This window comes from Rugamonas aquatica (assembly GCF_009380215.1).
Classification (GTDB): domain Bacteria; phylum Pseudomonadota; class Gammaproteobacteria; order Burkholderiales; family Burkholderiaceae_D; genus Rugamonas; species Rugamonas aquatica_B.
In genome coordinates this window covers 217,945-241,560 of the sequence record NZ_WHUG01000005.1, presented here as the reverse complement: position 1 = coordinate 241,560, position 23,616 = coordinate 217,945, and the positions used below count along the sequence as shown (strand labels likewise).

25 protein-coding genes are annotated in these 23,616 nt (G+C 63.3%); 17 read left to right on the top strand and 8 right to left on the bottom strand.

Annotated features, from left to right (window positions below; translation table 11 throughout):
- Positions 1-56 precede the first annotated feature (56 nt).
- From GEV02_RS15085 to GEV02_RS15065, 5 genes are all read right to left on the bottom strand, one after another.
- Entirely contained in the window at positions 57-1,769 is a 1,713-nt protein-coding gene (locus GEV02_RS15085) for a GGDEF domain-containing protein (protein ID WP_152838776.1), read from the bottom strand.
- A gap of 119 nt (positions 1,770-1,888) precedes the next feature.
- Positions 1,889-3,055: an ABC transporter permease gene (locus tag GEV02_RS15080; protein ID WP_152838775.1), complete on the bottom strand. Its 1,167-nt coding sequence runs from the start codon at positions 3,053-3,055 to the stop codon at positions 1,889-1,891.
- Positions 3,052-4,209 carry an ABC transporter permease gene (locus tag GEV02_RS15075; protein ID WP_152838774.1) on the bottom strand — a complete coding sequence of 386 codons (1,158 nt, stop codon included), beginning with the start codon at positions 4,207-4,209 and terminating at the stop codon, positions 3,052-3,054. The genes GEV02_RS15080 and GEV02_RS15075 overlap by 4 nt, the downstream gene beginning before the upstream one ends.
- Before the next feature lie 13 nt (positions 4,210-4,222).
- Positions 4,223-4,921: an ABC transporter ATP-binding protein gene (locus tag GEV02_RS15070; RefSeq protein WP_152838773.1), complete on the bottom strand. Its 699-nt coding sequence runs from the start codon at positions 4,919-4,921 to the stop codon at positions 4,223-4,225.
- Between the two features lies 1 nt (position 4,922).
- On the bottom strand, positions 4,923-6,143 hold the full coding sequence (locus GEV02_RS15065) for an efflux RND transporter periplasmic adaptor subunit (protein ID WP_408014851.1): 1,221 nt from the start codon (positions 6,141-6,143) through the stop codon (positions 4,923-4,925).
- 255 nt (positions 6,144-6,398) lie between these two features.
- Between GEV02_RS15065 and GEV02_RS15060 the strand changes: the two genes are divergently transcribed.
- The 4 genes from GEV02_RS15060 to GEV02_RS15050 all read left to right on the top strand — a co-directional run bounded on the left by GEV02_RS15060 (position 6,399) and on the right by GEV02_RS15050 (position 8,785).
- Positions 6,399-7,733 carry a glucoamylase family protein gene (locus GEV02_RS15060; protein WP_152838772.1) on the top strand — a complete coding sequence of 445 codons (1,335 nt, stop codon included), beginning with the start codon at positions 6,399-6,401 and terminating at the stop codon, positions 7,731-7,733.
- A 71-nt stretch (positions 7,734-7,804) separates the two neighbouring features.
- A complete protein-coding gene (locus GEV02_RS32905) occupies positions 7,805-7,945 on the top strand; it encodes a diguanylate cyclase domain-containing protein (protein WP_235922788.1) in 141 nt (46 codons plus the stop codon).
- Positions 7,946-8,016: 71 nt separating this feature from the next.
- On the top strand, positions 8,017-8,316 hold the full coding sequence (locus tag GEV02_RS32900) for an addiction module antidote protein (protein ID WP_174999106.1): 300 nt from the start codon (positions 8,017-8,019) through the stop codon (positions 8,314-8,316).
- Between the two features lie 85 nt (positions 8,317-8,401).
- Positions 8,402-8,785 carry a hypothetical protein gene (locus GEV02_RS15050; RefSeq protein WP_152838770.1) on the top strand — a complete coding sequence of 128 codons (384 nt, stop codon included), beginning with the start codon at positions 8,402-8,404 and terminating at the stop codon, positions 8,783-8,785.
- A 115-nt stretch (positions 8,786-8,900) separates the two neighbouring features.
- On the opposite strand, the gene GEV02_RS15045 is transcribed toward GEV02_RS15050, so the two are convergent.
- Both GEV02_RS15045 and GEV02_RS15040 read right to left on the bottom strand, forming a co-directional pair.
- Positions 8,901-9,992 (bottom strand): agmatine deiminase family protein, encoded by a 1,092-nt coding sequence (locus tag GEV02_RS15045; protein WP_152838769.1) that lies wholly within the window; start codon positions 9,990-9,992, stop codon positions 8,901-8,903.
- Positions 9,993-10,006: 14 nt separating this feature from the next.
- Positions 10,007-11,179: an agmatine deiminase family protein gene (locus tag GEV02_RS15040; protein WP_235922787.1), complete on the bottom strand. Its 1,173-nt coding sequence runs from the start codon at positions 11,177-11,179 to the stop codon at positions 10,007-10,009.
- Positions 11,180-11,277: 98 nt separating this feature from the next.
- Between GEV02_RS15040 and GEV02_RS15035 the strand changes: the two genes are divergently transcribed.
- From GEV02_RS15035 to GEV02_RS14975, 13 genes are all read left to right on the top strand, one after another.
- Positions 11,278-12,177, top strand: a complete 900-nt coding sequence (locus GEV02_RS15035; protein ID WP_152838768.1) for a LysR family transcriptional regulator — start codon at positions 11,278-11,280, stop codon at positions 12,175-12,177.
- Between the two features lie 75 nt (positions 12,178-12,252).
- Complete coding sequence (locus tag GEV02_RS15030; protein WP_152838767.1) at positions 12,253-13,029, top strand: uracil-DNA glycosylase family protein; 777 nt, start codon at positions 12,253-12,255, stop codon at positions 13,027-13,029.
- A 133-nt stretch (positions 13,030-13,162) separates the two neighbouring features.
- The gene (gene iscR / locus GEV02_RS15025) at positions 13,163-13,639 is read left to right on the top strand and encodes a Fe-S cluster assembly transcriptional regulator IscR (protein ID WP_008450513.1); all 477 of its coding nucleotides are present in this window, start codon (positions 13,163-13,165) and stop codon (positions 13,637-13,639) included.
- A gap of 30 nt (positions 13,640-13,669) precedes the next feature.
- The gene (locus GEV02_RS15020) at positions 13,670-14,926 is read left to right on the top strand and encodes an IscS subfamily cysteine desulfurase (protein WP_008450511.1); all 1,257 of its coding nucleotides are present in this window, start codon (positions 13,670-13,672) and stop codon (positions 14,924-14,926) included.
- 25 nt (positions 14,927-14,951) lie between these two features.
- Positions 14,952-15,341 carry a Fe-S cluster assembly scaffold IscU gene (gene iscU / locus GEV02_RS15015; RefSeq protein ID WP_008450509.1) on the top strand — a complete coding sequence of 130 codons (390 nt, stop codon included), beginning with the start codon at positions 14,952-14,954 and terminating at the stop codon, positions 15,339-15,341.
- Positions 15,342-15,437: 96 nt separating this feature from the next.
- Positions 15,438-15,761, top strand: a complete 324-nt coding sequence (iscA, locus tag GEV02_RS15010) for an iron-sulfur cluster assembly protein IscA (protein WP_008450508.1) — start codon at positions 15,438-15,440, stop codon at positions 15,759-15,761.
- A 6-nt stretch (positions 15,762-15,767) separates the two neighbouring features.
- Entirely contained in the window at positions 15,768-16,283 is a 516-nt protein-coding gene (gene hscB / locus GEV02_RS15005; protein ID WP_152838766.1) for a Fe-S protein assembly co-chaperone HscB, read from the top strand.
- Positions 16,284-16,339: 56 nt separating this feature from the next.
- Positions 16,340-18,220, top strand: a complete 1,881-nt coding sequence (gene hscA, locus GEV02_RS15000; protein ID WP_008450503.1) for a Fe-S protein assembly chaperone HscA — start codon at positions 16,340-16,342, stop codon at positions 18,218-18,220.
- Positions 18,221-18,240: 20 nt separating this feature from the next.
- Positions 18,241-18,582 carry an ISC system 2Fe-2S type ferredoxin gene (gene fdx / locus GEV02_RS14995; protein ID WP_328595823.1) on the top strand — a complete coding sequence of 114 codons (342 nt, stop codon included), beginning with the start codon at positions 18,241-18,243 and terminating at the stop codon, positions 18,580-18,582.
- 1 nt (position 18,583) lies between these two features.
- Positions 18,584-18,778, top strand: coding sequence for a Fe-S cluster assembly protein IscX (iscX, locus tag GEV02_RS14990; protein ID WP_008450499.1), 195 nt, complete (start codon positions 18,584-18,586; stop codon positions 18,776-18,778).
- Complete coding sequence (locus GEV02_RS14985) at positions 18,765-19,655, top strand: class I SAM-dependent methyltransferase (protein WP_152838765.1); 891 nt, start codon at positions 18,765-18,767, stop codon at positions 19,653-19,655. The genes iscX and GEV02_RS14985 overlap by 14 nt, the downstream gene beginning before the upstream one ends.
- 21 nt (positions 19,656-19,676) lie before the next feature.
- Entirely contained in the window at positions 19,677-20,699 is a 1,023-nt protein-coding gene (gene ltaE, locus GEV02_RS14980) for a low-specificity L-threonine aldolase (RefSeq protein ID WP_152838764.1), read from the top strand.
- Complete coding sequence (locus GEV02_RS14975) at positions 20,696-21,451, top strand: rRNA pseudouridine synthase (protein ID WP_152838763.1); 756 nt, start codon at positions 20,696-20,698, stop codon at positions 21,449-21,451. The genes ltaE and GEV02_RS14975 overlap by 4 nt, the downstream gene beginning before the upstream one ends.
- Here GEV02_RS14975 and GEV02_RS14970 read toward each other — a convergent pair whose 3' ends face one another.
- Entirely contained in the window at positions 21,452-23,584 is a 2,133-nt protein-coding gene (locus tag GEV02_RS14970; protein ID WP_152838762.1) for a prolyl oligopeptidase family serine peptidase, read from the bottom strand. It lies immediately after the preceding gene.
- Positions 23,585-23,616 lie beyond the last annotated feature (32 nt).

Genomic DNA, 23,616 nt, shown 5'->3' with positions numbered 1-23,616 from the left:
TGATAATGATTCGTATTTAAGTTGTGTCGCCGGCGAATGCCGAGCGAATCGCCGAATCAGGCGCTGACGACCCGGTCGCGGCCTTCGTGCTTGGCCTGGTACAGCGCCTTGTCGGCCCGCGAGATCAGCGAGGAGGCGCTGTCCGGCGGCCCCTCCGGCAGCGATGCCGCCACGCCGATGCTGACGGTGAGCTTGATCTGCTCGCCGTTGTCGCCGTCGATGCACAGCGCCGCGACATCGGTGCGCAGCCGCTCGGCAGCGCCGCTGGCGACATCGACATCGGTCTCCGGCATCAGCAGCACGAACTCCTCGCCGCCGAAGCGCGACGCCATGTCGATATTGCGCATGCCGCCCGCCAGCGCCCGGGCCACAGCCACGATGGCGCGGTCGCCCGCCTCGTGGCCGTAGATGTCGTTGACGTTCTTGAAGTGGTCGATGTCGACCATCAGCAGCGACAGCGGATGCTTGAAACGGCGGCTGCGTTCCAGCTCCTTGTTGATCTGCTCCGTCATGCGGCGGCGGTTGCCGATGCCGGTCAGCGGGTCGGTGGTGGCCAGCTGTTCGAGTTTGGTGTTGGCCACCATCAGCTCCAGCGTGCGCTGAAGTACGCGTGCTTCCAGCTGGTTGCGTTCATCGTGCAGCGCGCGCAGCGTCTGCCGGCGGCTGCGCAGCGCCACGATCAGCGCCGAGATCAATATCCCTTCCAGCACGATCAGCGTGGCGCCGGCCAGGATCTGCCACAGGTACTGTTCGAATATGCTCTGCGGCCGGTTGACCCACTGCGCCGTCGGCGGAATATTCTGCAGGTGGAAGCGCTGCACCGCGCCGTAGTCGAACAGGTAGCCGGGGATGCCGGCGATGTCAGGCTGCTGCTGCATCAGGATCTTGGCGATGGCGCGGCCGATGCGCTCTGCGCTGACCACGTAGCCGCCGACCACGCCGGGCACCACGATGGCTTCCCAGTTGGTGAAGATCGGCACCTGCGTGGTGGCCGCCAGCTGGCGCGCGATGTCCACCGGCCGGCGCCGCGTACCGGTGCTGTCGTGATAGGTGGGCAGCAGGAAGATGGCGCTGCCCGGCCGCAGCAGCGCCGCCTGGCGGAAGATCTCGGCGTAGCTTAGCTGGTCCCAGTATTCAAAGCTCATCTGCCTGGCGTAGTTGCCGGCCACCTGGCGCACGCCGTTCACCGATTCCTGCATGCGTTCCGTGCTGTCGCCGATCACCACCACGTGCCGCACATCCGGCGCCACCTGCGGGATGATGCCGATGGTGCGGCCGAAGTCGGCCTGCACCTGGTAGGCGATGCCGTCGGCAGGCTGCCAGTTCAGGCGTCCGTGGTTCATGTAGTGGCGCGGCACGCCGCGGAACAGGGCGGGGCGCTCGCTGAGGAAGCGGGCCGCCACATAGTTCTCGGTGATGATGGCGTCGAACTGGATGTGCGCGTACTTGGTGCGCAGGTACTGCTCCATGCCGGCCTGCGCCTGCTCGTCGCCGACGCGCACGGCGTCGAAGCGCTCTTCGAAGATGCCCAGCGCCGAGGTCAGGTTCTTGTCGGCCAGCTCGGAGGACAGGCCCTTGTGGATCAGGCGTTGCCAGGCCGATGCCGAATCGGCGCCCAGCGAGTACAGCACCAGCACCTTGCGCTCCCTGGCCGCCCACGACGGCGCCGGCAGCGCCAGCATCAGCAACGCGCAGCACAACAGCAACCGGTGCCAGAGCTGGCGCGGCGCGGCGGTTGACGGGGCAGGTGGGCGGTCCCGGGGCAGCATGGTCGGCGGCGTATCCGAAGGCAAAATAGCATGGGCAGCGGAATTTGCATTCAGGCAAGTCTAGCACGCTTTCTTTTCGCTACTGTTGCTTGGCCGGTACATATCGGGCCGCGTTTTTTTCATGCTGCCCGCAGTGCATCGACGATTTTCATGCGGGCCGCGCGCAGCGCCGGCAGGAAGCCGCCGACCACGCCCATCGCCAGCGAAAACATGAGCGTTTTGACCACGATGGCGGGCGTCAGCCGGAAGCCGAAGGCCAGCTCGGAGAAGGACTGGAAATTAGTGGTCGAGAAGGACAGGAACTGCATCAGCGAGGCGCAGGCCAGGCCCAGCGCGCCGCCCGCCACCGCCAGCAGCATGGACTCGGCCAGGAAGGCGGCCAGGATGCTGCGGCGCTGGAAGCCCAGCGCGCGCAAGGTGCCGATCTCGCCGACGCGGTTGGCGACCGAGGCGTACATGGTGATGGTGGCGCCTATCATCGCGCCGATCGAGAAGATCACCGACAGGATCAGCCCCAGCACGCTGATGAAGGTGGACAGCGCCTTCGACTGGTCGGAGTAGAAGGTCTGTTCGCGCTTGGCGTCCAGCGTCAGGCGCGGGTCGCTTTCGATGTCCTTCTTGAAGCCGTCGAACAGCGAGGTGCCGGCCAGCCGCAGCACCATGGCCGAATAGGCGTTGCGGCGGAAGGCCGGCATCAACTGGTCGGCGTCGCCCCAGATCTCGGAATCGAAGCCGCTGTTGCCGGCGTCGAACAGGCCGACCACGGTCCATTCGCGCTGGCCGAAGCGCAGCGTCTCGCCAATGCCCGCACCTTCGAACCGGCGCGCGATGCTGGCGCCGGCGATGATCTCGGATGCGCCTGGCCGGAACATGCGGCCGGCCGTCAGCTTGACCTGCGGCCGCAGCATCATGCCGCGCTCCGAGATGCCGCGGATGATGACGTTGGACGGCTTGGCCGAGCCTCGCTTGTTGAGCGAGATGAGCACCACGGTTTCCTTCGACAGCAGCGGCTGGCCGTCGGCGCCGCGCGCGATGGCCGGGTGGCTGGAGGCCACGCTGGCCTGGGTGCGATCGACGCCGCTCTGGACTTCGGTGTCGGCCGAGCGGCGTATCAGGATCACGTTGTCGTATTCGCCGGTCGTCACCATGGTGTTGCGCAGGCCTTCGTCCAGCATCAGCACCGTGGCGAACACGAACACCACCAGCGCCAGGCCGGCGCCGGTCAACGCGGTGGTCAGGCGGCGGGCCCACAGGTTGCGGGCGACGTAGGAAAGAGGGATCTTCAACCTATGCTCCTCAAGCCGTCGACGATGTTGATGCGCACCGCGCGCACGGTGGGCGCGATGGCGGCCACGGAGCCGATGGCCAGCGCCGCCAGCACCTGCTGGATCACCGTCAGCTGCGACACTTCGAACACCGGGAACATGGTGCCCATCACCTTGCCGAGGAAGGCGGCGAACGGGAACAGGATGACGATGCCTATCGCCGCGCCGAAGGCCGACAGCAGCAGCGATTCGCCGAAGATCATCAGCGCCAGGAAGCCGGGGCCGAAGCCCAGCGCCTTCAGCGTGGCGTACTCTCCCAGCCGCTCGCGCGCGCTCATGGCCATGGTGTTGGCCATCACCGCCGCGATAATGATGATGACCACGAATGACACCACGCGGATCGCCACCACGATCGCCTCCGACATCGACACAAAGCCCAGCTGGAAGGCCTTCTCGGTTTCGGTCAGCGTCTCGGCCAGCGAGTTGGCGAACTCCTTGTCGACGGCGGAGGAAATTGCGGCGGCGTTCTCGGGCTGGTCGATCTGCACCACGTACACGCCAATCTGGTTGGCGCGGCGCGCCGCGACTTTCTTCATCGTTTCGTTGACGTAGTCCCAGTGGAAGAACAGGGTGGCGGTGTTGGTGGTGCTTTGCTTGCCGTCGTAGATGCCGCGCACCACCAGCTCCCAGTTGCCGGGGTAGATGGTGCCCTTGAGTGGAATGATGTCGCCGACCTTGAAGCCGTATTGGTCGGCCAGCTTGCGGCCGACGATGCAGCCCTTGCGGTCGCGCAGGAAGGCGGCGCGTTCGTCGGGCGGCAGCAGGTAGTCGGGGTAGATGTTCAGGTAGGTCTCGCCGGAGATGGCGAACTGCGCGAAGAAGTTCTTCGGATCCTTGTACGTGCCCTGGAACCAGTTGGCGAAGCCGACGCCGGATACGCCGGGCACCGCGCGGATGCGCGCCTGGTAGGACAGCGGCAGCGGGAACACCAGCGAAGTCTTGTTGCGCGTGACGAGCGTGGTGTTGGATGCTCCCTCGGCGCCGGCGTACCACGCGTCCACCACCGTTTGCAGCAGGCCGAAGGAAAAGATCGCCACCACCAGGCCGAGGATGGTCAGCGAGGTGCGCAGCTTGTGGCGCATGGTGTTCTTGAAGATCAGCCGCAGCGTGTACATGGCGTTGGTGGCGTCAGGCGTGTACGGCCGGCAGGCCGTCGAGCAGTTCGCCCTTTTCGAGATGGATCATGGTGCGCGCCTGCGCCGCCGCGTGGGCGTCGTGCGTCACCATGATGATGGTCTTGCCCAGTTGCTGGTTCAGTTGCTGCAGCAAGGCCAGAATCTCGGAAGCCGAGTTGCGATCCAGGTCGCCGGTGGGTTCGTCGGCCACGATGATCGTCGGATCGGTGACGATGGCGCGGGCGATGGCCACGCGCTGCTGCTGTCCGCCGGACAGTTCGTTCGGCGTGTGGTCCATGCGGTCGGCAAGGTTGACCATCTCCAGCGTCAGCTCGACGCGCTCGCGCCGTTCGCGCCGCGACAGGGGCGTGAGCAGCAGCGGCAGTTCGACGTTCTCGAATGCCGACAGTACCGGCATCAGGTTATAGAACTGGAAGATGAAACCGACGTTGGCGGCGCGCCATTGCGCCAGGTCAGTCTCGCCCATGCCGGCGATATCGAGGCCGGCGATGCGCAGCACGCCGCGATCCGGCTTGTCGATGCCGGCGATCAGGTTGAGCAGCGTGCTCTTGCCGGAGCCGGAAGGCCCCATCAGCGCGGTGAAGTCGCCGGCCGGTATCGCCAGGCTGATATCGCGCAGCACCTCCACCACCTGGTCGCCACGGCGGTAGGACTTGACCAGGTGTTCTATCAGTACCAGAGGATCACTCATGTCATTTCTTCGCCACGCTGACCGGGGCGCCGTCGTGCAGCTTGGCGTCCGGCGCCAGCACCACCTTGTCGCCGGGCTTGACGCCTTTGACTTCGGTGAGCTCGCCGATCTTGCGGCCCTGCGTGACGGCGACCTGTTTGACCTTGTCGCCGTCGAGCAGGAACACTACCGGCTTGCCGTCGCGCGTGACGATGGCGGCCGCCTGGACGGCGGTCACGGCCTGCCGGTCCTCCGGCGGCACCGCCTTGGACAGGAAGGCCACCTTGGCGCTCATGTCCGGCAGCACGCGCTGATCGCGGTCGCCAAAGCGCACCTTGACCAGCAAGGTCGCCTTGCTGCGGTCCATGGTCGGCACCATGCGCGAGACGGTGCCTGCCAGGTGCAGCTCGGGGAAGGCGTCGAGCAGGATTTCGGTCGGCTGGTCGACGCGGATTTTGCTCAGGTTGGACTCGGAGACATCGGCTTCCACTTCAAGCGTATCCATGTCGGCGATGGTGACGACCGCGCCCTTGCTGTCGGCGGCGGAGGAGAAGGGCGTGATGTTGTCGCCGACGTTGGCGTTCTTGGTCAGGATCACGCCGTCGAACGGGGCGCGGATCACGGTCTGGTCCAGCGCCACCTGGGCCGCCTGCGCGTTGGCCCTGGCGGCGGCGATGGCGGCGTTGTAGCCCGAGATGTTGGCCTTGGCCTTGGTCAGCCTCGCCTGCGCGGTGTCGTAGGCAGAGGCGGTGATGAATTTCTGGTTCAGCAGTTCGGCCGTGCGCTTGAAGTTGGCCTGGGCGTCGAGCAGTTCGGCCTGGCCCTGTTCCAGATTGGCTTGCGCGACCTTGACGTTGGCCTGCGCCTGGCCCAGCGTGGCGCTGACATCGCGGTTTTCCAGCCGCGCGATCACCTCGTCCTTCTTGACCTTGCTGCCTTCGAGTACGCCCAGCCACTCCAGCCGGCCGGTGGCCTTGGACGACAACGCCGCCTTGCGCTGCGCCACCACATAGCCGGTGGCGTTGAGCAGGGTGTAGCTTTGCGACGGCCAGGTCTGCGCGACGGTGACGGTGTCCACGCTGGTCTTGCCGCTGAACTGGCCCATGGCGACCTTGCCGCCGATGCCGGCGACGATCACCACCAGCGCGATCTTGATCCAGCGGCGGCGCTTGGAGCGCTGGCCCGGTACCTGGGGAGTCGCGCCGCGCTCGATTTTCAGCCGGGAGATGTCGGGAGTCGCCACAAAAGCCTCGCAGGGTTTGGGTTGCACATAAGTTGACAGGAAGGTTAGCAAATAGTGCTAGAAAATTTCAATCGCTGCAAGTTGAATTGCAGTCGCATGTTGATGCGAGCGCGCTCCCGCGCGACATGCTGGTGCTGATCTCGCACCTGGATGTGCTCGAAGATCCCGCGCAGCAGATCTCCCCATTCGTACGTTGATGCACATACGCAGGCGTATCCTTGTGACAGCATGAGGTTTTTATCTGTCGGGCTCGCTATGACCACTATGCCGCCTGTTGAGCGTCGCCCCAGTACTATCGATGCGGCGGCGCTGAAGCTGTTGACCGAAATGCAGAAGGATTCATTCGATTACTTCGTTCACGAAATCAACCCAGCCAACGGCCTGATACGCGACAAGACCGAACCGGGCTGGCCGGCCAGCATCGCCGCCGTCGGCATGGCGCTGACCGCCTATACGATAGGCGTCGAACGGGGCTGCATGCCGCGCAGCGAGGCTGTGCTGCGCACGCTGACAACCCTGCGCTTCTTTGCCGGCAGCGAGCAAAGCGACGCGCCCGGCGCCACCGGCTACAAGGGTTTCTACTATCATTTCCTCGACATGGAGAGCGGTGCGCGGGCCTGGAAGTGTGAGCTGTCCAGCATCGACACTGCGCTGCTGATCGCCGGCATGTTGACGGCGGCCGAATACTTCGGCGGCGAGTCGGCGGATGAGCGTGAGATCCGCGAACTGGCGCACATGCTGTACCGGCGGGTGGACTGGCAATGGATGCGCCGGCGCAAGGCGCTGCTGTGTCACGGTTGGAAGCCGGAGACCGGTTTTCTGCGCTGGCACTGGGAAGGCTACGACGAAGCGCTGATACTTTACGTGCTGGCGCTGGGATCTCCCATCTTCGCCATCGGGCGCGAAAGCTACGACGCCTGGGCCAGTACGTATGAATGGAAAACGGTGTATGGCATCGATTATCTGTACGCGGGGCCGTTGTTCATCCACCAGATGTCGCACATCTGGCTGGACCTGCGCGGCATCCGCGACGACTTCATGCGTGAGCACGATCTCGACTATTTCGAAAACAGCCGCCGCGCGGTCTACGTCCAGCAGCGCTACGCGATCGAGAACCCGCTCGGCTTTCCGGATTACGGCGCGCTGTGCTGGGGCATCACGGCCAGCGATGGTCCCGGCCCGGCCACCCGCAAGATTGACGGCGTGCAGCGCAAGTTCTACGATTACGTGGGACGAGGCGCTCCTTACGGTCCCGACGACGGGACTGTGGCGCCGTGGGCAGTGGCGGCCTCGCTGCCGTTCGCGCCGGAGCTTGCCCTGCCCAGCATCGCGTATTTTCAGGGACTGCAATTATGCGAGGCCAATCCCTACGGTTTCAAAGCGTCGTTCTCGACGATTTTCCATCTGCGCGAAAGCGGCTGCAGGCGCTGGGTGTCACCCTACCATTTCGGCATCAACGAAGGGCCGACCGTCATCATGGTGGAAAACCATCTAAACGATTTTCCCTGGAGCCTGCTGCGCCGTAACACCTACCTGCGCAATGGATTGCGGAACGCCGGCTTCAGCGGCGGCTGGCTCGACGGCGAATAATTCAGCTTGTAGGCAAAAAGGGGATAGGCGATACAATCTCGCCTTTCCCCCCCCAAAAAAAGCTTTCTCTCATGACGATCCCGTCCAGCATCGGCGTGGCCGCATGGACACCCAAGGCCGGCGAATCGGCCGAACAACTGCTGCGCGCAGCCGACGCCGCGCTCTACCGCGCCAAGCAATTGAGCCGCAATCGCGCCGAGCTGGATGCCTGAGATTGTGTGGTCGACTGATTACAGATAAGCTGTCGCTGACCGAACGAAAGCGCTCGCTGAAGGAGGTTACGGTGAGAAAATGTATCCGCGCCGCTGAACTACCCGCGTTCGATGCTGCTCCTCATCTGAACAACGCAGTAACGATTGCGGCGTACCTTACGGATGTATTGGAAGCTCACGATGCTGGTTTGCTGACAGCGGCGTTAGGTGACGTAGCCCGCGCACATGGTATGGCCGAAATTGCCGAAGCGGCAGGCATCACCAGAGAGGCTTTGTACAAGGCCTTACGTCCTGGCGGTGCTCCAAGGTTCGACACCATTATCCGTGTATGCGTGGCATTTGACGTGCGGCTGGTGGTTCAGCCGGCATGACGTTAGCGTCTTTATCGTTGGCTGCCGGCCAGGCGCGGACGCTTTGCTTCTTCGTTAATCACTTTTGAATACCGACATAAATCCCATGCAAACCAGCGTCGACTTTGAGTCGAATATATTTATCCCATTTCTGCCTGATGCAGCCCAAGTGAATCCGACAGTGTACGGAGCTGAGCTAGCCTTTTGGCTGTCTCGACAGCTTGCACAGCGGGGCATGATGACGTCATATCCACAGCGCGAAGACTGGGGCTGGTTCATCGAGTACCGCACTGAAGATGACTACGAATACTGGTTGTGTTGTGCCAACAGGGAAGGTGTACAGAACAAGTGGCGGTGTTACCTTGAACCGAAAGCAAAAAGTATGTTCGGGCGTAACAAGGCCCCAGCCGAAGGTGCGCAACCACTGTTGGATACGCTACGCAATGTATTGACGGAAGAAGCAGGCATCAGCAACGTGACTTGGGAGTGATTCGGACTGAGCCAGCCAACGTCTGCTGTACAAGCCGCCATTCACTCTAGATGGGACAGGCCGAATCGCCGATGTGCATCTCGCGTGGAGCAATGGAACTGAGCGTTCACCGGAGTTACACCGGCTGCTGCTGCGTGGTGCAATGGATGCCGCCGCCACCGGCCGCGATGGCGTCGATATTCAGCTGCACGATGTCGCGTCCGGGAAACTGCTCGTGCAGGATGGCTTTGGTGTTGCGGTCGGCTTTGGCGTCGCCGAATTCCGGGCACAGCACGGCGCCATTGCAGACGTAGAAGTTGATGTAACCAGCGGCGAACTCCTTGTTGCTGTACTGCGGACGGATGTCGGCCGGACCCGGCAAGACCACCACCTGCAACGGATGGCCGCGAGCATCCGTGGCCTTGCGCAGGATGGCTAGGTGGCGCTGGGTGACGGCGTGTTCGGCCGAGGATGGATCGCTTTCGAAACCGGCCACGACCACGCCAGGTGCGCAAAAACGCGCATAGAAATCCGTGTGGCCATCGGTGATGTCCTGGCCGGCGATGCCTGGCAGCCAGATGACCTTGTCGATGCCCAGCACCCGGCGCAGTTCCCGCTCGCACGCCGCCTTGCCGACGCCGGGATTGCGGTTGGCGTTCAGTACGCAGCTTTCCGTGATGATGGCCGTGCCACGGCCATCGACTTCGATGCCGCCGCCTTCGAGCACCAGGCTGCTTTCCAGCGCGACAGCGCCGGCGCGTTCGGCCACGAAAGCGGCCACCCGCGCATCGTCATGGTAGTCCTGCTTTTCGCCCCAGCCATTGAAGTTGAAGTTCACGCCGGCCAGCGCGCCACCGGTCTTCCTGACGAAAACGGCGCCGGTGTCGCGCATCCACAGGTCGTCTATCGGCTGCGCCAGCAGCTTGACCTTGTTGCCGCACAGGCGGGCGGCCAGGTCGTAATCTTCCTCGTTGACCAGCATGTGCACCGGCTCATAGTTGGCGATGGTTTGCGCGATGCGCGCCAGGTTGGCCTGGGCGCCGGCCTTCAGACGCTTGCCCCACACCTCGTCGTTGGCGCCGAAGGCCATCCAGGTGGCGGCATGGCGCTCGCCTTCGTCGGGCATGCGCCAGCCTTCGCCTGCGGCCAGGGCCGGCAGCGCGGGCAGGCCGATGGTGGCGCCGGCCGCCAGATGCATCGCACGGGTAAGGAAATTTCGACGTAGCATGGTCTTCTCCTGGCTTATGCAATTTCCTGCTGCGTGGTGCAATGGATGCCGCCGCCACCGGCCGCGATGGGATCGATATTGATCTGGACGATCGCCCGCCCCGGGTACAGTTCCGCATATTGCGCCTTGGCCCTGGCATCGGCCTGTGCATCGCCGAACTCGGGTATGAAAATGGCGCCCCTGGTCGCATAGTAATTGATGTAGCCGGCAGCGAAGGTATTTGGATTGTTGCCCGGCCGGATGCGGCCGGGACCATCGACCACGACGATCTGCAAGGGCTGGTTGTCGGCATCGGTGGCGGCACTCAGGATGTCCAGGTGACGGCGAGTCAGCGCGTAGTCGTACGAGTCCGGGTCCATGTCGCGGTGCGCCGCCACCACGCCGGGGCGTACGAAGCGTGCGTAGAAGTCGGTATGGCCATCCGTGATGTCCTTGTTCATGATGCCGGGCAGCCAGATCACCTTGCGGATGCCCAGCAGGCGGCGCAGCTCCGCCTCGCACTCGGCCTTGCTCAAGCCCGGGTTGCGGTTGCTGTTCAATACGCAGCTTTCCGTGATGATGGCCGTGCCTTTGCCGTCGACTTCCAGCCCGCCGCCTTCGAGCACCAGGCGCGTGGACAGCAGCGGCACCTGGGCGCTCGCGCAGACCAGGTCGGCCACCCGGCCGTCTTTGCCGAATTGCTGCTTGTTGCCCCAGCCATTGAAGTTGAACTTGACGCCGACCCGCTCGCCGCCAGGCTTGCGTACGAAGACCGGGCCGGTATCGCGCATCCACAGGTCGTCCAGCTCGGCGGGAATCAGCGTGACGCGCGCGTCCAGCAGTTGCCGCGCGCTAGCCAGTTCGTCCTGGCGCACCAGCATGTTGACGGGTTCGTAGGCGGCGATCGCGTTGGCGATGCGCGCCAGCGCCAGTTGCACTTGCGGCACCTGGGCCCGCGTCCAGATGGCGCTGGAGGCGCCGTAGGCCATCCACGTCGCCTTGTGGGCTTCGGCCTCGTCGGGCATGCGCCAGTTGTCGGTGTTGTTTGCCGAGCCGTTGTTGCCGCCGCCGCTGGTCGCCGGGGGCGTGACCGGAGCGGTGCCTGCGGCGCCGTCGCCGCCACCGCCGCAGGCCGCCAGCAGGCCGCCCAGAGCCACCGCGCCGCCACCGGCCATGCAATGACGTAAGAAGTATCGACGTGTATTCATCATCCATCCCTTGAGTGAGTAACAAGAACGGCATTGTGGACGGATCAAGTCATGAGAACAAATGATATGATTTGCTTTAATCTATTAAGTTTTCTCATATGTCAGAACATCGTATTCCTTCGCTGAAACTATTGATGGGCTTCGAGGCGGCGGCTCGCCATGGCAATTTTTCGCGTGCGGCCGATGAATTGCATGTGACGCAGTCGGCCATCAGCCATCAGGTGCAACTGCTGGAAGAGCAGATCAAGCAGCCATTGTTTCGCCGGGCGGGGAGGGGCGTCGAGCTGACGGTGGCCGGCGAGGTGCTGTTGCGCAGCGTGCAACGCTCGCTGACCGTCCTGCGCAGCGGCCTGGGGCGCATCGCCACTTACCTCGATCCGGGGCTGGTCGTGCTGGTGTGTCCGGCGCCGTTGCTGCATGGCTGGCTGCAGCCGAGGCTGCGCGCGCTGGAAGCGCAGTTGCCTGAGCTGTGCCTGCTGCTGTCGGTGGATGAGAGCGCACGGTTTGTCGATGAAATCGATGTCGACATATCCATCAGCGACCGGCCCATCCTGCAGCCGGACTTGCAGGAAATCCCGCTGTTGCAGGATGAATGGTTGCTGGTGGCGAACAGTGAGCTGGCGGCGCGGCTGGACGGCGTGCCTCAGGCGCAGCACCATCAGCACGTGGATCTGGTCTGCCTGGAAGAAAGCCTGACCGGTGACGCCACGGCGCCGCTCTTCCTGGGGCCGTTGGTGCACTTTCGCAAGCGGGCGATTTATGACGATGCGCGTCTGCTGCTCGATGCCACCCTGGACGGACGCGGGATTGCCTGCCTGCCGCGCCTGCTGGTGGACGCCAGCCTGGCGTCCGGCCGCTTGCACATCCTGCCCGACTACCCGCGCGCTCCCGGCGCCACCTGGTGGCTGTCTGGCGTGGCGGAACAGCCCCGTTCGGAGATCGTCGGGCAGGTATTCGACTGGCTGCGCGCGCAGGGGGCGCAGCAGCAGGAGGCATGAGCCGCCGCATTTAGATGTTGGGCCGCGATGCCGTTCGGCGCTACAATCTCGCCTTTCCCCAAAAGCTTTCCTCTCATGACGATCCCCACTTCGATCCTCGATGCGCTGGCGCGCGCAGATGCTTCCTGGCGTCCTTTGCTGGTGCAAGGCCTGGAGGCGATGATGGTCGCCACGCCCGACTACCTGCCGCAACTGGCCAACGACCAATACCTGCCGACTGAGCAGCGCCTGTTCGCCGCCTTCGCGCTGCCGTTGCAGCAGGTGCGCTACGTGCTGGTCGGTGAAGGCCCGTATCCGCGCGCGGAAAGCGCCACCGGCGTCTGTTTCATGGATGGCGCCGTCGGCAGCCTGTGGTCGAACGAGGAGGGGGGAGGCCTGTCCAAGCCGGTCAACAAGGCCACCTCGCTGCGCAACTTCATGAAGATGTTGCTGGTGGCCGACGGCCAACTGGCGCTGGAAAACACCGCCGGCGAAGCCATGGCCGCCGTCTCCGCCCGCGCCCGCAGCGGCGCAGGCAGCCACATCCAGACCCTGGCCGACATGCAGCAGAAACTGACCGAACAGGGCTTTTTGCTGCTGAACGCCTCGCTGGTGTTCCGCAGCCACGTGGCCCCGGCCAAGGATGCCAAGGCCTGGCTGCCGTTCTTCCAGACCGTGATGGCCGGCCTGGCCGCGCAGGCATCCAGGACGCCGACGATGATTCTGTGGGGGAAGATCGCTGAGTTGCTGAGCAAGCTGCCGGTAATGAAGGAATTCCCGCAGATCGCGGCGGAACACCCCTACAACCTGAGCTTCATCGGCAATCGGGATATGCACCAGTTGTTTAAACCGATGGAGTTGTTGAAACGCTAAGCAACCCTTTGGGCACAAGGGCCTCCGGGCAAACTTTGTTAAAGTTTGGTATACTTGACTAAATCGATCAACTAATCAGCCTTTGTGATTAGCGACAAGGTCGATATTTTAACCCAGTTGAACCGAGGTAGTGATGCGTCTGACCACCAAAGGCCGTTTTGCTGTGACTGCGATGATCGATCTGGCTTTGCGCCAAGGCAAAGGCCCGGTCACGCTCTCCGGCATCAGCCAGCGCCAGGCCATTTCGCTGTCCTACCTGGAACAGTTGTTCGGCAAGCTGCGCCGTCATGAGATCGTCGAATCGATCCGCGGCCCGGGCGGCGGCTACAGCCTGGCCCGGCGTGCCGACAAGGTCACGGTGGCCGACATCATCATCGCCGTCGATGAGCCGCTCGATGCGACCCAGTGCGGCGGCAAGGAAAATTGCCACGGCGCGGACGCCGCCAGCGGCGCGCGCTGCATGACCCACGAGCTGTGGGCCACGCTGAACGAAAAAATGGTGGATTACCTGGATTCCGTCTCGTTGCAGGATCTGGTCGATCAACAGAAGCAAAAGAATGCTGAACAAAACGTGGTCGTGATGCACCGTAACCACGCCGCGCTTGGTTAAGAGATTACACAGAAAACCCGGAGTTACCAGATGAATGCCCCAGAAAAAAACATCGCGCCAGTGAAGTTCCAGACCGCCCCGCATTTCCCGATCTACATGGACTACTCGGCCACCACGCCGATCGATCCGCGCGTTGCCGACATGATGATTCCTTACCTGCGCGAGCAGTTCGGCAATCCTGCGTCGCGCAGCCACATGTACGGCTGGACCGCGGAAAAGGCCGTGGAAGAGGCACGCGGCCACGTCGCGGCCCTGGTCAATGCCGACCCGCGCGAAATCATCTGGACCTCCGGCGCCACCGAATCGAACAATCTGGCGATCAAGGGCGCGGCGCAGTTCTACAAAACCAAGGGCAAGCACATCATCACCGTCAAGACCGAGCACAAAGCTGTGCTGGACACGGTGCGTGAACTGGAACGCGTCGGTTTCGAAGCGACCTACCTGGAACCGCAGGACAACGGTCTGATCACCATCGAGCAGCTGACCGCCGCCATCCGTCCGGACACCATCCTGGTCTCCGTCATGCTGGTCAACAACGAGATCGGTGTGATCCAGCCTATCGACGAAATCGGCACGCTGTGCCGTTCGAAGGGCATTATCTTCCACTGCGACGCCGCACAAGCGACCGGCAAGGTGGTGATCGACCTGCAAAAAACCAAGGTCGACCTGATGACCTTCACCGCGCACAAGACCTACGGTCCTAAAGGCATCGGCGCGCTGTACGTCTGCCGCAAGCCACGCGTGCGCATCGAAGCGCAAATGCACGGCGGCGGCCACGAGCGCGGCCTGCGCTCCGGCACCCTGCCTACCCACCAGATCGTCGGCATGGGCGAAGCCTTCCGCCTGGCGAAAGTGGAAATGGACAGCGAGATCGCCCGCATCAAGGGCCTGCGCGACCGCCTGGCCACCGGCCTGCAAGAGATCGAAGAAACCTACATCAACGGCGACATGGAGCACCGTGTGCCGCACAACCTGAACGTCAGCTTCAACTACGTCGAAGGCGAGTCGCTGATCATGGCCGTGAAAGACCTAGCCGTGTCGTCCGGTTCGGCCTGCACCTCGGCTTCGCTGGAGCCATCGTATGTGCTGCGCGCGCTGGGCCGCAGCGACGAGCTGGCACACAGCTCGATCCGTTTCACCATCGGCCGCTTCACCACCGAAGAGGACATCGACTTCGCCATCAACCTGATGAAGTCCAAGGTACACAAACTGCGTGAGCTGTCGCCACTGTGGGACATGTTCAAAGAAGGCATCGACATCAGCTCGATCCAATGGGCAGCCCACTAATTTTTAAGATTACAGGAGCATCAAAATGGCTTACTCGGAAAAAGTGTTGGACCACTACGAAAATCCACGCAACGTGGGCGCGTTCGAAAAGGGCGATGAAACCGTCGGCACCGGCATGGTCGGCGCACCGGCATGCGGCGACGTGATGAAGCTGCAAATCAAAGTCGGCGCCGATGGCCTGATCGAAGATGCGAAGTTCAAAACCTACGGTTGCGGTTCGGCCATCGCTTCCAGCTCGCTCGTGACCGAATGGGTCAAGGGCAAGACGCTGGATCAGGCGCTGGCCATCAAGAACACCCAGATCGCTGAAGAACTGGCGCTGCCGCCAGTGAAAATCCACTGCTCGATCCTGGCGGAAGACGCCATCAAGGCAGCGGTACTGGACTACCAGACCAAGCACCCAGTCGCAGCGTAACCCAGTCATTCCCGCGAAAGCGGGAATCCATGCCGAGCCGGATACGGCCAGTCAGCATGGGTTCCCGCCTGCGCGGGAACGACGTAGGAGAATCAAATGGCAATCACCCTGACCGAAAAAGCAGCCAAGCATATCAACCGCTACATCGAACGCCGTGGTAAAGGCGTCGGTTTGCGTTTTGGCGTGCGTACCACCGGCTGCTCGGGCCTGGCCTACAAGCTGGAATACGTGGACGAAATCGCGGAAGAGGACAGCGTCTTCGAATCGCATGGCGTGAAGGTATTCGTCGACCCGAAAAGCCTGCCGTACATCGACGGCACCGAGCTCGATTTCGCGCGCGAAGGCTTGAACGAAGGCTTCAAGTTCCATAACCCGAACGAGAAAGACGCTTGCGGTTGCGGCGAAAGCTTCCGCATCTGATAAGCCATGCAAAATCACTTTGAGCTGTTCAATCTGCCGCAGCAGTTTGCCGTAGACGCGGGGGCGCTGGACAGCGCCTACCGCGACGTGCAAAGCCGCGTCCATCCCGACAAATTCGTCAATGCCACCGACGCCGAAAAGCGCGTCGCGATGCAGTGGGCCACCCGCGCCAACGAAGCCTACCAGACCCTGAAAAATCCGCAGAAGCGCGCGCAGTACCTGTGCGAGTTGAATGGCGTCGATTTGCAGACCGAGTCGAATACGGCGATGCCGATGGCCTTCCTGATGCAGCAGATGGAGTGGCGCGAAGAACTGGGCGACGCTCGCGCCGCCAAGGACAGCGACGCGCTGGACGCGTTGGACAAGCAGCTGCGCAACGAGCGCAAGGCACGCCTGGCGGACATCGAAACGCAGATCGGCGCTGGCGATTTCCACGCGGCGGCCCAGGGCGTACGCGCGTTGATGTTCCTTGAAAAATTCGGCGAAGAAGTCCGCTTCGCCTTCGAAGCAATCGAAGCCTGAGCGCCGCGCCTCGTGCGCGCACCCTCAGCAGACAAGATAAGAATACAGGTCCATCCATGGCACTTCTGCAAATCTCCGAACCAGGCATGTCCACCGCACCGCACCAGCATCGGCTGGCGGTAGGTATCGACCTGGGCACCACCAATTCGCTGGTCGCTACGGTGCGCAACAGCATTCCAGAAGTGCTGAACGATGAGGATGGCCGCCCGCTGCTGCCGTCCGTGGTGCGCTACCTGCCGAACGGCCATGCCAACATCGGCTACAAGGCGCAGGCCGCGCAGACCACCGATCCGAAGAACACCATCGTTTCCGTCAAGCGCTTCATGGGCCGCGGCCTGGCCGATATCGCCTACGCGGAAAACATGCCCTACGATTTCCAGGACACTCCTGGCATGGTGCAGCTGAAGACCATCGCCGGCGTCAAGAGCCCGGTCGAGATCTCTGCGCAGATCCTGGCCACGCTGCGCCAGCGCGCGGAAGATTCGCTGGGCGACGATCTGGTGGGCGCGGTCATCACCGTGCCGGCTTACTTCGACGACGCGCAGCGCCAGGCCACCAAGGATGCGGCGCAGCTGGCTGGCATCAACGTGCTGCGCCTGCTGAGCGAGCCGACCGCCGCGGCCATCGCCTACGGCCTGGATAACGGTTCGGAAGGTTTGTACGCCGTCTACGATCTGGGCGGCGGCACCTTCGACATCTCCATCCTCAAATTGAGCAAGGGTGTGTTTGAAGTACTGTCCACCGGCGGCGACTCCGCGCTGGGCGGCGACGACTTCGACCACCGCCTGTTCTGCTATATCCACCAGCAGGAAAAACTGGCGCCGCTGTCGGACGAAGACACCGCAGTGCTGATGGTCAAAGCGCGCGAAGCCAAAGAACAGCTGTCGACCAAAAACGATGTGACCGTCGACGCCATCCTCGGCTCCGGCGAAGAAGTGCATCTGAAGATCACCGCAGAGACCTTCCAGGAGATCACCAAACACCTGATCGACAAGACCATGAAGGCCATCAAGAAAGCGCTGCGCGACGCGAACGTCGATGCGGACGATGTCGATGGCGTGGTCATGGTCGGCGGCGCGACGCGCATGCCGCATGTGCAGCGCGCTGTCAGCGAATACTTCCACACCATCCCGCACGCGAACATCGACCCGGACAAAGTCGTGGCGCTGGGTGCGGCGGTGCAGGCCAATCTGCTGGCCGGCAACCGCGCGCCGGGCGACGACTGGCTGCTGCTGGACGTGATCCCGCTGTCGCTGGGTATCGAAACCATGGGCGGCCTGGTCGAGAAGATCATTCCGCGCAACTCGACCATCCCTTGCGCCCGTGCGCAGGAGTTCACCACGTTTAAAGACGGCCAGACCGCATTGGCGGTGCATGTGCTGCAGGGCGAACGTGAGCTGGTATCCGATTGCCGTTCGCTGGCACGCTTCGAGCTGCGCGGCATTCCGCCGATGGTGGCCGGCGCGGCGCGCATCCGCATCACCTATCAGGTGGATGCGGACGGCTTGCTGTCGGTGTCCGCACGCGAATTGCGCTCCGGCGTGGAAGCATCGATCACCGTCAAGCCGGCCTACGGCCTGGGTGACGACGATGTCGCGCGCATGCTGCAGGATTCGTACAAATCCGCCGACACCGATATGGTCGCCCGCGCACTGCGCGAAGAGCAGGTCGAGGCCGAGCGCATCATCCTGGCCACGCAGTCGGCGCTGGATGAAGATGCGGGCTTGCTGTCGGACGAAGAGCGCGTCGCAGTCGACGCCTTGATGAACAAGGTGCGCGACGTGGTCGCGCAATCGCAGACCGGCGCCGCCGATCATGCGGCGGTGAAGTCGGCCGTCGAGGCGCTGGCGCACGGCACCGAAGAATTCGCATCGCGCCGCATGGATCGCAGCGTGCGCAGCGCACTGGCCGGCAAGACGCTGGACCAGGTAGTTTAAACAAAACCTAGAGGTATCAAGTGCCACAAATCGTATTCCTGCCCCACGCAAAACTGTGCCCGGACGGCGCTGTTGTCGAAGCCGAAGTCGGCAAGACCCTGTGCGACATCATGCTCGAAAATGACATCCACATCGAGCACGCCTGCGAGAAGTCCTGCGCCTGCACCACCTGCCACGTGCTGGTGCGCGAAGGCTTCAACTCGCTGAGCGAAGCCAGCGAAAACGAAGAAGACCAGCTGGACAAGGCCTGGGGCCTGGAAGCCGTGTCGCGCCTGTCGTGCCAGGCGGTGGTGGCGGACGAAGACCTGGTCATCGAGATCCCGAAATACACCATCAATCACGCAAGCGAAGGCGGGCACTGATATGAAATGGACCGACATCACCGCGATTGCGGAAGCGCTCTACGATAAGCACCCGGACATCGATCCGCTGACTATCCGCTTCACTGATCTGCACAACTGGATCGTCGACCTCGAAGAGTTCGACGACGACCATACGCGCGGCGGTGAAAAGGTTCTTGAAGCGGTTCAGCAGGCGTGGATCGATGAAGCCAAGTAAGCAAGCCACCAAGATCGGCGCCACCGTTACCGGTGCGGACAACATGCCGGAAATCCGCGACGGCCAGACCGTCGCGCTGCTGCAAGAGCTGCACATCCTGACCCGCGACGGCAAGATGAACCAGGACAGCCGCCGCAAGTTGAAACAGGTCTACCACCTGTACCAGTTCATCGAGCCGCTGCTGAAGGAAGTGCTGGCCGGGAAGGACAGTGTATCGCTGGTCGACCACGGCGCCGGCAAGTCCTACCTGGGCTTCATCATCTACGACCTGTTCTTCAAGGCCCTGGGCGATAACTCGCACATCTACGGCATCGAGACCCGCGAAGAGCTGGTGGCGCGTTCGCAGGAACTGGCTAAACAGTTTAACTTCCCGGGCATGTCCTTCCTGCCGCTGTCGGTGGCCGAGTCCACCGAATCGAAGCTGCTGCCGGAGCAGATCGACGTCGTCACCGCGCTCCACGCCTGCAACACGGCGACCGACGACGCCATCCACTTCGCGCTGAAGAAGAAGGCCAAGTACATGGTGCTGGTGCCGTGCTGCCAGGCGGAAGTCGCGTCGGTGCTGAAGAAGAACAAGGGCAAGTCGCTGGCCAAGTCCGCGCTGACCGAGATTTGGCGCCACCCGATTCACACGCGCGAATTCGGCAGCCAGATCACCAACGTGCTGCGCTGCCTGCAACTGGAGGCGCACGGCTACCACGTCAACGTGACCGAGCTGGTAGGCTGGGAGCATTCGATGAAGAATGAGCTCATCATCGCCACGTACAAGAACCTGCCGCGCCAGCGGCCATCGGAGCGCCTGCAGGAAGTGCTGGAGACATTGGGGCTGGAGGAGATGGGCAACCGCTTCTTCACCGAGCAGGTAGCGAATCAATAAACTGGAAAGGGTGACGGGACGATGAGTGAGCTGAACGAAAAATGGTTGGACCTCCGCAGCGACACCATCACCCGCCCCAGCGCGGCGATGCGCGCCGCGATGAATGCAGCGGACGTCGGCGACGATGTCTATGGCGATGACCCATCCGTCAACCGCCTGCAGGAATACACGGCCGATTTGTTCGGCTACGAGGACGCGCTGTTCGCGCCGTCCGGCACGCAGAGCAATCTGCTGGCGTTGCTGGCCCACTGCGGCCGCGGCGACGAATACCTGGTCGGGCAGGAAGCCCATACTTACCGCTACGAAGGCGGTGGCGCTGCGGTGCTGGGCAGTATCCAGCCGCAGCCCATCATCAACCAGCCTGACGGCAGCATAGCGCTGGCCGACATCGAGGCCTATATCAAGCCTGACGATTTCCACTTCGCCCGCAGCAAGCTGCTGGCGTTGGAGAACACCATCGGCGGCCGCGTGCTGGGTCTCGACTACCTGAAGCAGGCGACCACGCTGGCGCATGAACGCGGCCTGGCTACGCACCTCGACGGCGCCCGTATCTGCAATGCCGCCGTCAAGCTGGGCGTGAGCCCGCGTGCCGCAGTGGCGGGCTTCGATTCCGTTTCCGTGTGCCTGTCCAAGGGCTTGGGCGCGCCTATCGGTTCCGTCCTGTGCGGCAGCAAGCCATTGATCGCCGAGGCGCGGCGCTGGCGCAAGATGCTGGGCGGCGGCATGCGCCAGGCCGGCATGATCGCGGCGGGCGGCATGTACGCCTTGCAGCACAATTTCGAGCGGCTGGCGGAAGACCACGACAACGCCGCCTACTTCGCGAGCGAGCTGGCCAAGCTGAAAGGCATCAAGGTCAGCACGCCGCAAACCAATATTTTCTACGTCGATATCCCGGCCGATACCTGCCGTGCTTTGAACGACGTGCTGCAACTGACCCGCATACGCGTATCGATGTCGCCGCACCTGCGCATCGTCACGCACATGGATGCATCGCGCGAGGACATCGACCGCGCCATTACCGTTTTTGGAGATTTCTTCGGATGACCGATACCACCGCTGATAGCAGCACCGATAACACCGTCCGCCTGGCCAAGCGCCTGTCGGAGATGCGCCCTTGCTCGCGCCGCGAAGCCGAACTCTATATCGAGGGCGGTTTCGTCAGCGTCGATGGCGTTGTGGTGGAAGAGGCGGGCGCCCGCGTGACGATGGAACAGCAGATCGTTGTCGCACCGGATGCCACCTTGTTCGAAATCCTGCCGGTGACGATACTGCTGCATAAACCGGTGGGCGCCAACGGTGGCATCGGCAAGGACGGCTCGCCGGCCGTGCACCTGCTGAACCCTGCCTCGCTGACGCGCTCCGCGCCGGGCCAGCGCTTCCTCAAGCGCCACCTGGTCAACCTGACCCTGACCACGCCGCTGGAGACGCATGCGAGCGGCCTGCTGGTGTTCACGCAGGACTTCCGCGTCAGCCGCAAGCTGGTCGACGAAGCGGTCAAGATCGAGCATGAGATCATCGCCGAAGTGACCGGTGATATCATGGAAAACGGCCTGGCGCTGTTGAACCACGGCCTGCCGTTCAACGGCAAGCCGCTGCCGCCGATGAAGGTCAGCTGGCAGAACGAGAACCGCCTGCGCTTCGCGCCGAAGAACCCCAAGCCGGGCCAGATCGAACATATGTGCAAGCTGGTCGGCCTGACGGTGGTGTCGATGAAGCGCATCCGCGTCGGCCGCATCGCGATGTCCAGCCTGCCGGTAGGCGAGTGGCGCTACCTGCAGGCTCACGAGCGCTTCTGATTACTTCCCGGTGGTCTGCGACAGGATGAAGGCGTAGGTATCGGCCGCTTCGACATCCTGCTGCGCGCGGGTCGAACCCATGCCGTGGCCGGCGTCGAAGTCCACCCGCAGTATCACCGGCTTGCCGCTGGCCGTTGCGGTCTGCAGGCGGGCCGCCATCTTCGCCGGATGGAACGGCGCCACGCGTGGATCGGTGACGCCGGTGGTCAGCATGATGGCAGGGTACTTGGTGCCGTCTGCCACCAGCTGGTAGCTGTCGATGCTCTTCAGCGCCTTGAAGCCGGCCGGATCGGCAATCGCACCCCATTCAGGTTCTTCACCATAGCCGTTCTGCTCCGCCACGTAGCGCAGCGGATTGTGCCAACCCACTCCCGACACCACGGCCGCAAACAGGTCCGGACGCTCTTCCAGCGCGCGGCCCATGGTGATGCCGCCGGCCGAACGGCCGCCGATCGCCAGATGCTGCGGCGAGGTGTAGCCTTTTGCGTTCATGTCCTCGCACACGGCGATCAGGTCGCGCCAGGTGTTCGGTTTGTTTTCCAGCTGGCCCGCGCGGTGCCACTGGCGTCCGAACTCGCCGCCGCCGCGCACATTGGCGTAACCGACGATGGCGCCCTGGTCGGCCAGTGCCAGCGTGCGGCCGGCGAACGACGGCGTGTACGCGGCCGAGCCGTAGCTGCCGTAGGCCGAGATGAAGGCCGGATTCTTGCCGTCCATCTTCAGGCCTTTTTTGTAGATCAGGCTATACGGAATCTGCGTGCCATCCTTGGCGGTGGCGTAGCGGCGTTCGGTGGTGTAGGCGCTGGTGTCGATGGCCGGCTTCGGCGTGATGCCGGTGTCGCTCACTTTGCCGTCGGCGCTCACGCTCCAGATGCCGGCCGGTTCCAGCCAGCCGGTCAGCACGGTCAGCACGCCTGCAGCAGCTGGATCGGCTTCGACGGCGCGCAGCGTGCCTTCGAAGGGCAGGGCGATGGTGGTCAGCTTGCCGTCGTTGCCCAGGCGTTGCAGCGTGCTCGGGCCGCCGTCCATCGCCCGCAGGTACAGGCCGTCCTTGGCGCGCGTTATGCCTTGCAGGACCAGCTTCGATTCCGCCACCACCTCGGTGGCCTTGGCCAGCGATGGGGCGCTGGCCGAAGTTTTCAGCAGGCGTCCGCGCGGATGGCCCTTGGTCGACAGCAGGTACAGGTTGTCGCCATCCAGGTCCAGGTTGGTGATCTCGTCGGAGAAGTCGGCGACCACCTGCCACTTGGCTTTGCCCTTGATGACGTCGCGCAGCGGCGCGGCGTAGATGCGCTTCTCGGGACGCACGTCGCTCAGGATCAGCAGCGCAGTGGCCGAGTGCAGCGCGGTGCCGATGGAGGGAGCCTGGATGTTTTCATACTTCACCGCAGGGTCGAGGCCGCGCTTCATCAGCAGCGGGTCTTTGGCGGGGTCGGTGCCCAGCTTGTGGAAGCGGGCCACCGAATCGAGGTAGCGCTCGGGCGTGTTGTTCTTGCCGGTCAGCTGGTTGTAGAAAAAGCCGGAGCTGTCGTCCAGCCAGTTCGGGTCGGCCCCCTGCGTGTCGGCGATGCGTTCCTTGAGGATGGCGCCGGTGCGCACGTCCATGATGTGCAGCACGGAGTCTTCGCTGCCGTCCTTGGACAGGCCATAGGCCAGCTTGCTGCCGTCCGGCGAGGCTTGCCACCAGTCCAGCGAGACGTGGCTGGTCTTGGTATCGAGCTTGGTTGGGTCGACCAGCACGCGGTCTTTGCCGCCTTCGCGCACGAACAGTTTGAAGTTGTTGGCGCCGGCCGGGCGCTGCTGGAAGAACAGGCGGGCGCCGGCCTTCTGCATGCGTGACGGCGTGGCGACGTCGCCGGACAGTTGCTGGATGCGGGTCAGCAGCACATCGCGCTTGGGCAGCGCGTCCAGCAGGCCGCGCGCGTGGGCGTTCTGTTGCTTGAGGTAGGGCAGCCAGTCGGGATCTTTGTCGTTTTCCATCCAGCGATAGCGGTCGACCACGGCTTCGCCGAAGTAGGTATCGGTGACGGGTTCAACCCGCGCAACAGGCGCGGCGGGAATGTCGGCCGCGAACGCGGCGGAGACTGACAGGGCAAGGACTGCCCCGTACATCAAGCGAACAGCTGTGGTCATGTGCTACCCCCTGTGGCAAAAGTCCTATTCTG